Annotated in this window: 14 protein-coding genes; 9 read left to right on the plus strand and 5 right to left on the minus strand. The window is 55.3% G+C overall.

The annotated features are described in order from the left end of the window. Window positions 1-57: 57 nt before the first annotated feature. The 3 genes from GQF03_RS14030 to GQF03_RS14040 all read right to left on the minus strand — a co-directional run bounded on the left by GQF03_RS14030 (window position 58) and on the right by GQF03_RS14040 (window position 4,459). On the minus strand, window positions 58-912 hold the full coding sequence (locus GQF03_RS14030) for a 4-(cytidine 5'-diphospho)-2-C-methyl-D-erythritol kinase (protein WP_161339921.1): 855 nt from the start codon (window positions 910-912) through the stop codon (window positions 58-60). Between the two features lie 15 nt (window positions 913-927). Beyond that, complete coding sequence (locus GQF03_RS19120) at window positions 928-2,670, minus strand: tetratricopeptide repeat protein (protein ID WP_161339922.1); 1,743 nt, start codon at window positions 2,668-2,670, stop codon at window positions 928-930. A 139-nt stretch (window positions 2,671-2,809) separates the two neighbouring features. Next, the gene (locus GQF03_RS14040; RefSeq protein ID WP_161339923.1) at window positions 2,810-4,459 is read right to left on the minus strand and encodes an electron transfer flavoprotein-ubiquinone oxidoreductase; all 1,650 of its coding nucleotides are present in this window, start codon (window positions 4,457-4,459) and stop codon (window positions 2,810-2,812) included. Window positions 4,460-4,771: 312 nt separating this feature from the next. Between GQF03_RS14040 and GQF03_RS14045 the strand changes: the two genes are divergently transcribed. From GQF03_RS14045 to GQF03_RS14060, 4 genes are all read left to right on the plus strand, one after another. Continuing rightward, entirely contained in the window at window positions 4,772-5,578 is an 807-nt protein-coding gene (locus GQF03_RS14045; RefSeq protein WP_161339924.1) for a uracil-DNA glycosylase, read from the plus strand. A 63-nt stretch (window positions 5,579-5,641) separates the two neighbouring features. Beyond that, window positions 5,642-7,417 carry a lytic transglycosylase domain-containing protein gene (locus GQF03_RS14050; protein WP_161339925.1) on the plus strand — a complete coding sequence of 592 codons (1,776 nt, stop codon included), beginning with the start codon at window positions 5,642-5,644 and terminating at the stop codon, window positions 7,415-7,417. Then, window positions 7,404-7,952 (plus strand): molybdenum cofactor biosynthesis protein B, encoded by a 549-nt coding sequence (gene moaB / locus GQF03_RS14055; protein ID WP_161339926.1) that lies wholly within the window; start codon window positions 7,404-7,406, stop codon window positions 7,950-7,952. The genes GQF03_RS14050 and moaB overlap by 14 nt, the downstream gene beginning before the upstream one ends. Window positions 7,953-8,058: 106 nt before the next feature. Continuing rightward, window positions 8,059-8,418 (plus strand): hypothetical protein, encoded by a 360-nt coding sequence (locus tag GQF03_RS14060; protein WP_161339927.1) that lies wholly within the window; start codon window positions 8,059-8,061, stop codon window positions 8,416-8,418. 65 nt (window positions 8,419-8,483) lie between these two features. Here the strand turns inward: GQF03_RS14060 and GQF03_RS14065 are convergent, their stop codons facing one another. Beyond that, window positions 8,484-9,221, minus strand: coding sequence for a hypothetical protein (locus tag GQF03_RS14065; protein WP_161339928.1), 738 nt, complete (start codon window positions 9,219-9,221; stop codon window positions 8,484-8,486). Window positions 9,222-9,340: 119 nt separating this feature from the next. Here GQF03_RS14065 and GQF03_RS14070 point away from each other — a divergent pair, with 119 nt between their 5' ends. The 4 genes from GQF03_RS14070 to GQF03_RS14085 all read left to right on the plus strand — a co-directional run bounded on the left by GQF03_RS14070 (window position 9,341) and on the right by GQF03_RS14085 (window position 12,727). Next, window positions 9,341-10,438, plus strand: a complete 1,098-nt coding sequence (locus tag GQF03_RS14070; protein ID WP_161339929.1) for a PA0069 family radical SAM protein — start codon at window positions 9,341-9,343, stop codon at window positions 10,436-10,438. 26 nt (window positions 10,439-10,464) lie between these two features. Continuing rightward, a complete protein-coding gene (locus GQF03_RS14075) occupies window positions 10,465-11,082 on the plus strand; it encodes a ribonuclease HII (protein WP_161339930.1) in 618 nt (205 codons plus the stop codon). Between the two features lie 106 nt (window positions 11,083-11,188). Continuing rightward, window positions 11,189-12,274, plus strand: a complete 1,086-nt coding sequence (locus tag GQF03_RS14080; protein WP_161339931.1) for a site-specific DNA-methyltransferase — start codon at window positions 11,189-11,191, stop codon at window positions 12,272-12,274. 36 nt (window positions 12,275-12,310) lie between these two features. Continuing rightward, complete coding sequence (locus GQF03_RS14085; protein ID WP_161340815.1) at window positions 12,311-12,727, plus strand: EF-hand domain-containing protein; 417 nt, start codon at window positions 12,311-12,313, stop codon at window positions 12,725-12,727. Here the strand turns inward: GQF03_RS14085 and mutY are convergent. After that, window positions 12,724-13,797: an A/G-specific adenine glycosylase gene (gene mutY, locus GQF03_RS14090; protein WP_206375979.1), complete on the minus strand. Its 1,074-nt coding sequence runs from the start codon at window positions 13,795-13,797 to the stop codon at window positions 12,724-12,726. The two genes, GQF03_RS14085 and mutY, sit on opposite strands and share 4 nt — an antisense overlap. On the opposite strand from mutY, the gene GQF03_RS14095 reads away from it, so the two are divergent. Next, entirely contained in the window at window positions 13,788-14,390 is a 603-nt protein-coding gene (locus tag GQF03_RS14095; protein WP_161339933.1) for a DUF721 domain-containing protein, read from the plus strand. The two genes, mutY and GQF03_RS14095, sit on opposite strands and share 10 nt — an antisense overlap. Window positions 14,391-14,451 lie beyond the last annotated feature (61 nt).

The raw sequence follows: 14,451 nt of genomic DNA on the forward strand, positions 1-14,451 counted from the left end.
CCCGATCAAGCTCAAGCCATTTTTGAAAAAATGTATAAATGGCAACGGGTGGTGGTTTCACCGGGAAACCGGACAGGCGCGCACCCACCAATCGGGATAATGCGATTGTATTGCGGACGCGGCGATGGCGGCCTTGTCTTCCGTCTCGAACAGTCCGAAACAGGTTGCCCCGCTGCCGCTCATCCTGGAAAGGCGACAACCATCTTGCGCCCCTATCACCGAAAGCGCCATCGCTATATCGGGAGCCAGGTCACGTGCCGGTGCCTCGAGGTCATTTCGGGTATTCTCGAGAAAGTCCAGAACGTCCTCTGCGGTCATGAACCGATCAACGGGCGGCATATCCCCACGGGCACGGAGCTCGAGCCGTCGGAAAACCTCCGCCGTCGAAACAGTCACCCCTATATTCACCAGCAATATGTAGAGCTTCGGAAAGGCTGGAATTTCGCGGAGATGCTCCCCAATGCCGGACATGAGAACCGGTCTTCCCACGAGGCATACCGGAACGTCGGCGCCGAGGGAAAGCCCCATATCGGCGAGTTTTTGGGCGGAAAATCCCGTTTTCCATAACCGGTTGAGGAGCTTAAGCGTTTCCGCCGCATCGGCGGAACCGCCGCCCAATCCCGCCGCAACCGGGAGATTTTTGACGAGCCTGATCTTTGCGCCAAGGTTCGCGCCGCTTTCTGTTTGCAACAGATGGGCCGCTTTCAGAACAAGATTGTCGTCGGTAAGCCCTGTTCCGTCGGCAAAGGGTCCGGAGATTTCAAGGGAGAGTTCCTTGTCACATTCGACCGAAATGTCATCGCCACACTCGGCGAACACAACAAGGCTTTCAAGAAGATGGTACCCGTCCGCGCGCTTGCCCGTGACATGCAAACAGAGATTGACCTTGGCGCGGGCGGTTGCGGTGATCATCGAGGACCCGCCGCGTCAGTTTTGCGCCTTGATGTCATCCTTGAGGCCATTTTTCAGCTTTTCCGTGATCAGCGGGACCTGATCGTCCGCCGGATCGAGCCAGAGCGCGCGCTGCCATTGATAGCGCGCCTCCTCCCGCCGTCCGACACGCCAGTAGGCATCAGCCAGATGGTCGGTGATCGTCGGATCCGCCGCTTCCAGCGAGACTGCCTTTTCAAGCTGGATAACCGCGTTTTGATATTCGCCAAGACGATAATAGAGCCAGCCAAGACTATCCACGATGAATCCATCTCGTGGGCGCAGGGACACCGCCTTGATCAACATATCCTTCGCCGTTTCCAGATTTTCATTCCGGTCCACCCAGGAATAGGCGAGATAATTCAGGACCTGCGGATGATCGGGTCTCAGTTCCAACGACTTCAGGAGATCGGCCTCGGCGAGCGGCCATTGCTTGGATTGCTCATAGGCGATGCCGCGGGCATAGAAAAGCGACCAGTGACGCTCCTCAAACGTCGGAAGGCGGTCGATGGCGCGGCCGTAATCCCGCGCGGCCTGAGCCCAATCCTTGGCATCGCGGCTGACATCGGCGAGAACGACGAGCGATTCAATATCGTCGGGATATTCAGACGCGACCGCCTCAAGGCGCGATTTTGCCTCATCCATACGGCCCAGCTTATAGGTGGCCCATGCCGCGCGAATTTGCGCATTCTTGCCATAAGGTGATTGCGGATTGATGTCGCTGTAAAGATCCAGGGCTTCCTGCCATTTGTCGCGATCCTCCGCGGTTTCCGCGAGCAGCACCCGCGCCATCGGGAAATCGGGTTCGAGCAGGAGGGCGAAATAGATGTAGGTGGCGGCGACGCCAACGGCGCGTTCCTGACCGATGATGGACGCAGCGCTGTAGAGTGCCTCCGCCGCGCCGTCGAGTGGGCTGCTTACAATCGGCTCCAGCGGCCTACCCGCTTCAAGGTCTTCCATTTCAATCTGTATGGTGGGGCTTAGCGGATATTTATCGAGATAATCCTCGAAAAGTGCCCGAACCTCGTCACGTCGGCCGGTTCGGTCGAGATACGCGCCGTAGGATTGAACAAGCCGGACAGCGCGCCCGGAAGGACCGGCGAGCGATTTGGCATATTGCGCATCCGCTCGCGCCCGGTCCATCGAAACATCGGCAAGAAGCGCCGCCTGATACTGCTTGAGGGCATCAAACCCATTGTATTTATCAAGCGCATCGAGTTCGGCGATTGCCGCATCCGTCTTGCCTTGCCCGAGCTTGATCCAAGCCATCAGCAACGGCTTCAGCAGGACATTGAAACCGGTGTTCTCCGTCTTGGCCAAATTCTCCTCGGCCAACGTGAAATCCTTCCGCGAGAGCGCGTCAATCGCCAGCACGAGATAAGCGCTCGAGTTGTCGCCTTCGCCTTTGACAACTTCCGGCGCAAGGGCAATGGCGCGTTGGATATCGCCCTTTGCCAGCGCTGCCTGAAGCGCGATGCCAAGAAGGATGCTGTCATCTTTTTGCTGACGAAGCGCATTTTCGAAATAATCGAGGGCAACCGCCGCATCCTGTTCACGAAGCGCCTCTCTGCCAGCCAGATATTCGCCGAAATAGGAGGAGGGGAAAGCGTCTGCCGTACCGCCGGCATCCTGAAAAGCATTTGGCAATACATCACGCTCGCTCGACGCGCTATTCGCTGCGCAGGCGCCAAGCGCAACCGTCAAAATTACGCCACCAAAAACAGTTTTATACTTTTTCACGCCTGCGTCCGCCATTCTCTTCAATTTACACATTATATCGCGGCTCGACGTTCACGCTGCCCGGGCCACCACATTCTCATAGTATGTAGGGCGCCCCGAACCCGCATTAAACAAATTTCCGGCTTGCTGGTCTGATTTTCTACATATTCGGATAATTCGGACCCCCGCCGCCTTCAGGCACGACCCAGTTGATATTCTGGCTCGGATCCTTGATATCGCATGTTTTACAATGAACGCAATTTTGCGCATTGATTTGCAGGCGCGGATTGGAGCCGTCGTCATCCGTCAGAAATTCATAGACCCCGGCCGGACAGAAGCGCTGTTCCGGCCCGGCATATTCAGCGTAATTGACGGCGACCGGCACGCTGGCGTCTTTCAGCGTCAAATGAATTGGCTGGTCTTCCTCATGATTGGTATTGGAGAGGAAAACAGAGGACGGCTTGTCGAACGTATAGACGCCGTCATATTTGGGATACTCGATTTTTTTACAATCCTTGGCCTTTTTCAGCACCGAATAATCATCGTGATGCTTAAATGTCCAGGGCGCCTTGCCGCGTAGTATTTTCAGATCAAGCCCCGTATACAATGTCCCGGCGAGCAGGCCCCATTTGAATGCCGGTCGGCTGTTCCGCACGCGGTAAAGTTCATCATAGACCCACGAATCCTTGTACAGCGCGGGATAGGCGTCGAGAACTTTCGCAGGCGCCTCTGCATTCAGCTTCAGTTCCGCGACAATCGCTTCGGCCGCCATCATGCCCGACTTCATCGCCGTATGCGATCCCTTGATCTTCGGTACATTCAGGAAGCCCGCCGTACAGCCAATCAGTGCGCCGCCCGGGAAGACAAGCTCCGGCACTGACTGGAAACCGCCTTCGTTAATCGCCCGCGCGCCGTATGAGATTCGTTTTCCGCCTTTCAGCATCTCTTTCATCATCGGGTGGGTCTTGAATTTCTGGAACTCGTCATAAGGCGACAAATAGGGATTCTCATAATCTAGCGCGACGACGAAACCGACATAGGCCTGATTATTATCCAGATGATAAACGAAGGAGCCACCATAGGTATTGCGGTCAAGCGGCCATCCGAAACTATGGAAAATCTGACCTTCCTTATGCTGCTCCGGGTCAAGTTCCCAAAGCTCCTTGATGCCGATACCGAAAGTCTGCGGATCACAATTTTCCCGGAGATTGAATTTATCGAAGAGTGTTTTCGTCAGCGAACCGCGCACCCCTTCCGCAAAGAGCGTGTATTTCGCATGCAGTTCCATCCCGGGTGCGAATGAGCCTTTTTTCTCGCCGTCGCGGCCGACGCCCATATCACCCGTCGCGACACCCTTCACGCTGCCATCTTCATGATACAGAACTTCCGCTGCCGCAAAGCCCGGATAAACCTCAACACCGAGTTCCTCTGCCTGCTCGGCCAGCCAACGGCACAGATTGCCAAGACTGATAATATAGTTGCCATGGTTATGAAGCTGTTTCGGCAGCAGGAAATTCGGGAATCGCAGCTCGCTCGACTCGGTCATGAAGAAAAATTTCTCGGATTTGACCGGCGTATTCAGCGGTGCCCCCTTGTCTTTCCAGTCGGGGATCAACTCGTCCAGCGCGCGCGTCTCGAAAACGTTACCGGAAAGGATATGCGCCCCGATCTCAGAGCCTTTCTCGAGAACGCAAACCGAAATCTCAATGCCCGCCTCGGCACTGAGTTGGCGCAATTTTATTGCCGCAGACAACCCGGCCGGGCCGCCGCCAACAATAACAACATCAAACTCCATAGATTCGCGTTCCATCACAAGCCTCTTCTTGCTTCTCCGGCTGATTGACAGCCGTTGTAGATTGTTAGCCCGGTAAGCGAGGTACTGACCTTCCCTAAACCATGTTCCGGCAAATTTCCCCCTGACACTATATTTTTTTTATTTGGCGTCAATCCCGATTACAATGGATTTTGGCGGTTTCCAGCCGTTCCAGTTGCGAAACCCTTCCGCCACAAAGGTTCCGCGGTCATACGGCAAGCCGCAAACGATCATCTGTTTTCAGGAAAGATTTCGAAAAAGAACTCTCCTCTCTTCTCGAATGGTCCTCCGGACTGCTATGATCAGCCTATGCAAACGGATATCGACATAAATTCACTCTTGCGCTTCTATCTCGACGCAGGCGTTGACGAGACCATTGGCGAGGAACCGGTCAACCGCCTCAGCGCGCGCGCGATCAAGGAAACGGCAGAAAGCGCGGCCCCTCGCCCGGCCGCGGCCGGCGTGAAAATCAGAAAGCCGGAAGCCGCGAGGCCAACTCCGCTCCCCTCTCTTGCCGAGGGAGTACGCGACGCCGAGGAGACGGCGCGGCGCTGTCAAACGATTGCCGAGCTTCGCAGCGCCCTTGAGAATTTCGAGCATTGCGCCCTTAAAAAGCTGGCGACCCATACCGTGTTCGCGGACGGCGATCCGGACGCCAGGCTGATGATGATCGACAGGCAGCCCTCCGGTGACGAAGACCGGAACGGCTTGCCATTTTCAGGTGCCGCCGGCCTTTTGCTGGATAGAATGCTGGCGGCCATCGATCTCACCCGCGGCGATGTCTATCTGGCAAGTGCGATTCCCTGGCGCCCCCCCGGCGAACGGGCACTGACGGACGAAGAACGTGCACTTTGCCTCCCCTTCGCACGTCGGCACATCGAACTTGCCAAACCCGCATATATCCTTGCTTGCGGGGAGGCGGCGGGATACCTCCTCAACGAGAAAACCGGGATCAATAGACTGCGCGGGCGATGGAAAGATTTGCAAATCGGGCCGGGCCGGGCAAAAATGCTGCCGATATTTCATCCGGCCTTTCTGATAGACCAACCGGCGTTGAAGAAATATGCCTGGGCGGACCTGTTGAACCTGAAGGCGGCAATGAAACAAGAACAATAACCTTTTCCTAACGGGTTCGTCTTACCCTCTAGGATCTATTTTGTCTTTTTTAGTGTCTGGTCTATGAAAACCTTCTCCAGATTGGCCGTTTCGCTGGCTTTTCTTATCTCGGCGGTGATAATTGCGAGCCCGTCTGCGCATGCCAGCAGCATACCGCCGTTGCTCTCGCCTGAAGATATCTCGAGATATCAAGCAATCTTCGAGTATCAGGAAGAAGGCGACTGGAAGAAAGCCGACAAGCTCATCGCCGCGCTGGAAAATAGAATTCTTCTGGGACATGTCAAGTTCCAGCGCTACATGCATCCGACGAAATACCGTGCGAACTATGAAGAGCTGCACTTATGGATGAAGGCTTATTATGACCATCCCGGTGCGCACCGCCTCTACAAGCTCGCCAAAAGCCGTCGCCTGGACGGGTGGAAACCCCTTCCTGAGCCACTCCACGGTCGCTATCTCGGTGGAACCGGCCCCGGGCAGCCGGTATTTCTCTCTCGCCCCTATAAAAGCCAGCGCACAAGATCCGCGCAAGTGCGCAATGACGTTACCCATGCCAAGCGCGTCGTAAATCGCTATCTCTATCGCGGACAGCCGACCAACGCCGCGAACTATCTCGCGCAGAAGAAAATCAGGAAACTTCTCGACCAGGTCGAGATTGATCAGCTTCGGGAAAAAATCGCGAAGAGCTATTTCCTCTATGCCCGCGATGACAAGGCCATAGAATTTGCCGAAGCGGCACTTGAAAAATCACGTAAATATGTCCCGCTCGCGGACTGGACAGCCGGTCTCGCGGCATGGCGGAAGGGCGATATCGACAAAGCTGGCCGCCATTTTGCGGCCCTTGCAAAGACTAGCCGGATTTCCGACTGGAACTATACCGCCGCCAACTGGTGGGCATCGCGGGCTTATCTGAAGCTCGGCGAGCCTGATAAGGCCTATCGCTATCTTGAACGGACGGCGAGCCAGCCGCGAACCTTTTACGGCCTGCTCGCGCTTCGCCAGCTTGGTGTCGAAAAGCCGTTCAACTGGGACCTGCCCGCACTTACGCCCGATCAGATCGCCTGGCTCATGAAAATCCCTTCCGCGAAGCGTGCCGTCGCTCTCAGCGAGATCGGCGAATATGACCTCGCCGCGCAGGAACTCCGAGGCGCCTTTCCCAGCGCCAACGAAAAACTTGCGCCGTTGCTGCTGGCGCTATCAGAGCAAATTGGCGCGCCATCGGTTGCCATGCGAATGGGGCTGTATCTTTGGGAAACCGAGAATGTGACCTGGGATGCCGCCATCTATCCGATGCCAAAATGGCTCCCCGAAGAGGGGTTTAAGGTCGACCGTGCGCTTCTTTACGCGTTCATGCGTCAGGAATCGGGCTTTTACTCCCGTGCGCATAGTGGCGCCGGGGCGAAAGGCCTGATGCAGATCATGCCCTCCACGGCAAGCTTTCTTGCCGGCGACCGATCGCTTCGCAACCGGAATAACAAAAAGCTGTTCGATCCGTCCTACAATCTTGAACTGGGTCAACAATATCTGACCCATCTGATGGAATATAAAGACGTTGATACGAACCTGTTCAATTTGACCGCCGCCTATAATGGCGGGCCCGGCAATTTAAAAAAATGGAAGGCCGAGACGGAATACAGCGCCGATCCGCTGTTCTTCATTGAAGCGATGCCGAGCAAGGAAACCCGGAATTTCATCAAAAGGGTTTTGACAAATTTCTGGATTTACCGCCATCGTATGGGGCAGGACCTGCCCGGGCTCGACCAGATCGCGCGTGGTGAATGGCCTGAATATACGCCCTTGGATCAAACGGAAAATAAAGTCGCTGACAATGCCGGGAATTGACACATCACGCCCTTTCATCGCCGTTCGCATTGCCGTGCTGACGGTCTCCGACAGCCGCGGCCTTGCCGAAGACCGGTCCGGCCAGACGTTGGTCGACCGATTGGAAGCCGCCGGGCATATATTGGCGGACCGCGCCATCGTGAAGGATGAAATTTCGGAGATCCAAAAGGTAGTCAACCGCTGGATCGACGACGAAAATGTCGACGTGGTTATTTCAACAGGCGGCACCGGCGTTACCGGTCGGGACGTCACGCCGGAAGCATTCGCGGCGCTCTATGAGAAGGAAATCCCCGGGTTTGGGGAATTATTCCGGATGCTGAGCTATGAGAAAATCGGCACCTCCACGATCCAGTCCCGGGCGACGGCAGGCGTGGCGCGTGGCACCTATCTTTTCGCCTTGCCCGGCTCGACCGGCGCAGTAAAAGATGCCTGGGATGATATCCTGGTTCATCAGCTTGACTACCGCTTCATGCCCTGCAACTTCGTTGAATTATTCAGCCGCCTGCGCGAACACGAGAGACGATCCAAGAGCTGAGGGCGGTCATCGCGATTGGGAAAACCCGTTCGCCATCAACGCAATCTTAATTTTTGCGGCGGTAGAATCCGCGCCAGTGAAGCAAACAGCGATAACCGAAGAGTAAATGAAGCGTTATTTCACGACCACAAGGTACCGCCTTCATAACCGCAAGGATCGGCGGCATGACGTCCCGAAACTCCGCCTCACCTTGGGTGACAGGGAATTCGAGACCTATGACTGGAGCCTGGGCGGTTTTCGCATCGACGATTTCAGGGAACGCCCGCCCGTCGGTGAAAAAATGAAAGTGCGCCACATGGCCTATGACGCGGAGAACTCCACCGCCACGAACTCGATTGCTGTCGTCACGCGTATTCTGATCGGGAAAAATCAGGTTGCTTTCAGTTTTAACAAACTTGACGAACCCGCTTATGAACTCCTTGAAAACGCGAGCATGAAACGCCTCGCCCGTCTCGCCGGGAAATAATCTCTACTTTGGCAAAAGCCGCCCGGTGCCAAAAGGGACCGAACGGCATCGCCGCAAATCCTCTTCTAAACCGATATCCAGTAACCTTCCGGTGACAGGCAGGATACTTCGACGCTGTTCATGGTGCGGCCGCGATAGGTTACGGTTTGACGATATTCCTTACAGAGGTTCCCATATTCATCATAGCCGTCGCGGAGAATGACGATGGTGCCCCGGCGCGCGCCATCCCGCCAGCGGACGACCTCACCGACCGGCGCGTCGAGGGCGGCATAAACGGCCTGATGGTGATATTCGACCTGACGCGCCGTCAGATCAAAGACAAAGTTCACATTCACGAATGGCCAGTAATGTCCCCGGTAGGGGTAATAGCCCCAGTATCTCGGCGCATAATATGGCTTTATGTAAACATACTTCGGCCGGTACGGATATTTAAAATAATGTTTGTGATGGGGTTTCGCGTAGTAGGCCCGGGCCTTGTATTTGGGCGGTGGCGCTTTGTACAGGTTCCGCGGCTTTTCACTCTGGCGGCCATAGGTGACATTACGCCCGACATTCGATGATTTACCGTGCGCCTTGTTGCCGCGATAATTCTTGCTGTTCCTATAGTCCTTGCCGTTCCGATGGTCCTTGCTGTTCCGATAGTCCTTGCCGTCACGGTGGCCCCGATCGCTGCGGTCATCAAAGCGTTGATACGACTTTTTTGAGTCAAACGTATATTTCCCGTCCTGCCGCGCCTCTGCCTGTCCAAAGGTAAAGCCGCTCAGCAATATTGCTCCGAGCAGAAAATAGCTGATTTTTTGCATTTTCCCGTCCCTTTCATCTGGCCGACATATCCATTTAACGATGGTGCAGCGAAATACCGTCGTTCTAAATTCAAGAAAATGTTCTTGTTTTGTTCTTTTAGCGAGAGTAGAATAGCAGAATGTCACAAAGTCAGATCATACCGTTTGACAAGAGCCGACGGCACGGACGCGGGGCGACGCACAATCCCGATAGCCGGTTTGAATCCGAGCAACGGGATTTTATCGACGATGGTTGGAGAAATCCGTCGGCAGAGAGCGAAGAAGAAATCCTGAAAACGACTGTCACGATTGAAAGGCCGAAATCCATAATCAGCCGGAACACCTCGCCTGATTTGCCGTTCGATCAGTCTGTAAATGCCTACCGCGGCTGCGAGCATGGATGTATTTACTGTTACGCGCGACCGACGCACGCCTATTTGAATCTTTCCCCCGGGATAGATTTTGAAAGCAGGCTTTTTGCAAAACCGAATGCGGCGGAATTGCTGGCCCGGGAAATTTCCCGCTCCGCCTACAAATGCAAGCCGATTGCTCTTGGGACAAATACCGACCCCTACCAGCCGATTGAAAGAAAGCTGAAAATCACGAGAGAGATCATTGAACTGCTGGCGGAAACAAAGCATCCCTTTTCCATCACGACAAAGTCGGATCTTGTTTTGCGGGACCTGGATTTGCTGGCGCCGCTTGCAAGGGACAATCTCGTTTCCGTCGGTATTTCCGTAACGACACTAGACACTCATCTTTCCCGCGTTATGGAGCCGAGAGCCAGCGCACCCTACAAACGCCTTGCCGCCATTGAGGCGCTCTCAAAGGCCGGCATCAGGACGCTTGTGCAGGCCTCTCCGATGATCCCGGGGCTCAATGACCAGGAGCTTGAACAGATTCTTGTCGCGGCGCGGGACAAGGGGGCCGATAGCGCCGTTTACCTCCTGCTCCGGTTACCGAGAGAAGTCGCCGCGCTTTTTGAAAATTGGCTTTTGGAGAATTTTCCGGATAGAGCATCGCGCGTGATGAAACTGGTCAGGTCAACGCGCGGCGGCAAGGACTATGACCCGGAATTCGGAACGCGCATGGTCGGAACCGGGGCATATGCAGCGCTCATCAACAAGAGATTCCGCCTCGCCTGCCGTCAGTTGGGATTTGCCGGAAGCAAATACGATCTTGCCACAGACCGTTTTGTGAAACCGGGCAGAGACAGGCGACAAATGAATTTATTCTGAGAGACAGCCCATGCTAATAGAAAGGAATGAGGAGAGCCGAACAAAAATCCCCTGACTTATCCTTCGAAAGTAGGGAAGACGGATGCGTCGCCGGAATAGACGAGGCCGGACGGGGGCCCTTCGCCGGACCGGTAGTCGCGGCGGCGGTCATTCTCGATCGCGACCGAATTCCATCCGGCATTCGGGATAGCAAGAAAATAAGGAAAGAAATCCGCGAACGGCTGTTTGAAGATATCATGGCCGGATCGCTTGTCGGCATAGGGGAAGCCTCTGTCGCCGAGATAGACAGCCTCAATATCCTTGAGGCGAGCCTCCTGGCGATGCGGCGTGCCGTCGACGCCCTGCCCCGCCGCCCCGACGTCGCCCTCGTAGACGGAAATCGTGACCCCGGACTTGGCATTCCGAGCCGGTTAATTGTGAAAGGCGACAGTCTGTCTCTCTCGATTGCTGCGGCTTCAATTGTGGCAAAAGTGACACGGGATCGGAAAATGTGTGCGCTTGCGGCGGAATTTCCCCACTACGGATGGGAGAAAAACGCGGGATATGGAACCGAGGAGCACCGCAAGGGATTGAGTCGATTTGGTATCACACCACAACATAGGCGAAGTTTTGCCCCGATCCGCGCCCTTCTCGACAAGGATTAAGCGAAAGTTCAGAATTATTCTCTAACATACTGATTCAACAAAATATATTGACGCAGGGAATCGACCGAATCACTATATTGCCAGTTGAAAAAGCAGAATAATTCACATGACACAGAAACAGACGCTCCCGCTTGACCGGATACTGAAAGGCGATTGCATCGATTTGATGAACAGCCTGCCTGCGAATTCCGTGGACATGATTTTCGCCGATCCGCCCTATAATATGCAGCTCTCCGGCGAGCTCCGCCGGCCCGACGACAGCTTCGTCGATGCGGTTACCGACGACTGGGACCAGTTCGAGAGCTTCGAGGCCTATGATACCTTCACACGAAACTGGCTGGCGGCGGCAAAGCGGGTGTTGAAGGACGACGGCACCCTCTGGGTAATCGGCTCCTATCATAATATCTTCCGCGTCGGCGCAAGCTTGCAGGATCTTGGGTTCTGGATCCTGAATGACGTCATCTGGCGAAAAACCAATCCCATGCCGAATTTCCGCGGCACCCGCTTCACCAATGCCCACGAGACCCTGATCTGGTGCTCGAAGGGACCGGATGCGAGGAACCTGACCTTCAATTACGATGCGCTTAAGGTCATGAATGACGATGTTCAGATGCGATCCGACTGGCATCTGCCGATCTGCAGCGGCGGAGAGCGCCTCAAGGTCGCGGGAGAAAAAGCGCATACGACCCAGAAACCCGAAGCATTGCTTTACCGCGTGTTGACGGCCGCCTCCAATCCCGGGGACGTCATTCTTGATCCGTTTTTCGGAACCGGGACGACCGGCGCCGTTGCCCGCAAACTCGGGCGGCATTTCATCGGCCTGGAGCGCGAGGAAAAATATATCGCGGTCGCTCTTGAACGCATCCGCAAAGTGCGCCAAATGCCGGAAGATGACCTTGAATTCACCCGAAGCAAGCGGCAGGAACCGCGAATTCCCTTTGGGTCGGTCGTCGAAAGAGGGTTATTATCTGCCGGTCAGGTCCTGTTCGACGCGCGAAAGCGTTATAAAGCGCGTGTGCGCGCCGACGGCAGCCTTGTCGCGTCAGATGTCACAGGCTCGATCCACAAGGTCGGCGCCCAGCTACAGGGGGCCAGCAGTTGCAACGGCTGGACCTTCTGGCATTTTGACGTGGAAGGCAAGGCGGTATCCATTGACGTATTGCGCCAGCAAGTGCGCGCAGAAATGAATTAGGGGTATGATGCCCCTTACATTAAAGGGAGGGGTGCAATGAAAATTCTCAATACTTCTTTTCTGGCGGGCGTCGGGTTTGCCGTCTTCTTCGCGAATCCCGTTTCCGCTTATGAAGAATCCCGGTTTCTTGGCATTGACCGGGATGCCGACGGCGTGATCTCGCAAGCCGAAACCGAAGCGTATCGTGAACGGCTTTTCAAGGAATATGATCTCAATTCCGACGGCCGCGTCGAATATGAGGAATATGTCCAGGCCGAGAATTTGCGTCCGGTCACCGCGCCTGCTCATTCAGAAGTACCGGTGCCCGATGAATACCGGGAAATGGACAGCGACGGCGACACCATCGTTACGCTCGACGAGATCAAGGCGGCGGGCGTGAAACGCTTCAAAATGCTGGACAAAAATAACGACGGGAAAGTTTCGAAAGAAGAGTTCGTAAGCCCGGGCCTCTAGCGGTCAGTTACCGCACGAACCACTTTCGTCATCAAGGTCGGAAGCGCGTAATTTCCGAAATCCGCCGGTCGAACCCAGAGCCCGTCGGCGAGATCAGGCCTGCCGGGCTCGTCGACATGAACCACGACGGGCTGCAATTCCAGATGAAAATGCGTGAAGGTATGGCGGACAAGGTCACCGGCGGTAATTTCACCAAAAAATTCCCGCCGCTCGTCCGCGAAGAAACTGTCCAGCGCGGCCTCAATCTCAACCGCCTCTTCTACCCAGTCGGTTGAGGGGAACTCCATCATGCCGCCCAGCAGTCCTGTCTCGGCCCGCCGGCGAAGAAGGACCCGACCGTCCGGCAATTGAAGCCAGAACACCAGCGCGCGCCTGGTCGGCTTTACTTTTTTGGGCGCCTTGACCGGATATTTTTCCATGTCTCCTTTGGCAAACGCGGCACAGGCATGCGCAGCAGGACAGGTGCCGCAATTCGGACGGCGGGGGGTGCAGATGACCGCGCCGATATCCATAAGCGCCTGTGCATAATCTCCAGCTCGCTTCTCGGGCGTCAGTGCTGCCGCCTTTTTGGTGATTTCCTTCTTCGCCGCCGGCAGGGGCGTATTGATCCGGTACAGGCGGCTGATGATGCGCTCGATATTACCGTCGACAACCGTCGACGATCTGTCGAAAGCAATCGCCGCAATTGCGGCCGCCGTATAGGGGCCTATTCCGGGCAGAGAGAGCAACGACGGCAGGTCATCCGGAAATACGCCGCCAAAATCCCGAGAGACGACTACGGCACATTTATGAAGATTGCGCGCCCGCGCGTAATAGCCAAGACCCGCCCATGCCGTCAGGATATCGTCGAGCGGAGCAGATGCCATGTGATGCACGGTCGGCCAGGCCTTCAGAAATTTCTCGAAATAAGGCCCCACAGTCGCGACGGTCGTCTGCTGCAGCATGATCTCGCTCAGCCAGACGTGATAGGGATCAGGGCGCACGCCAGGCGGGCTCCGCCAGGGAAGCGACCGTGCATGCAGGTCGTACCAGTCGAGAATATTTGTGGAAAAGGACTTTTTTGACGGCACTGGATCAATCATATTGGCGATATGTTATGATAAATTCGGTCGTCATGGGAAACGGAAGTTTCACAGCTCGTCAAAGGAACAAGGTGAGACAGACAAAAACGCAATCGGGGCTTCGATCCATCGCCGGACTGGTTGGAAAAAATGCGCGGGCGGCACTGGTAAGGCGCGGCTTTGCCCAGGCCGATATCCTTTCTCATTGGCCATCCATCGTCGGGCCGAATCTCTCCAACTTTTCAAGCCCTGAAAAACTCAGCTATGCCCGACAAAGCAACAAGGATGCGACGCTGCGGATCAGGGTCGCCCCCGGATGGGCACCGGAGTTTCAACATTTTGAACCGCTGATTATTGATCGCATAAACAGCTTTTTCGGATATCATGCGGTTGCCCGGCTGCAACTCATACAAGCGCCGGTAAAAAAGCCAGAAATTATAGAGAAAGTGCCACCCGCACCGCTGAGCCCAACACAAAAAGAGTGGATAGAATCGACCGTCGCAACCGTCACGGATGATATGCTTAGAAAACGGCTTGAGGCCGTCGCTGCGTCCATGCTGAGCGCCCGGAACCAGTCTAAGGCGGCAAAAGATAAGCGCTGAAATTCCGATTATCCGCTACAAATTATTTATTTCCCCATTATGTTGCGTTTGATCGCAGGAA

Source organism: Sneathiella chungangensis, assembly GCF_009882935.1.
In the GTDB taxonomy this organism is placed as follows: domain Bacteria; phylum Pseudomonadota; class Alphaproteobacteria; order Sneathiellales; family Sneathiellaceae; genus Sneathiella; species Sneathiella chungangensis.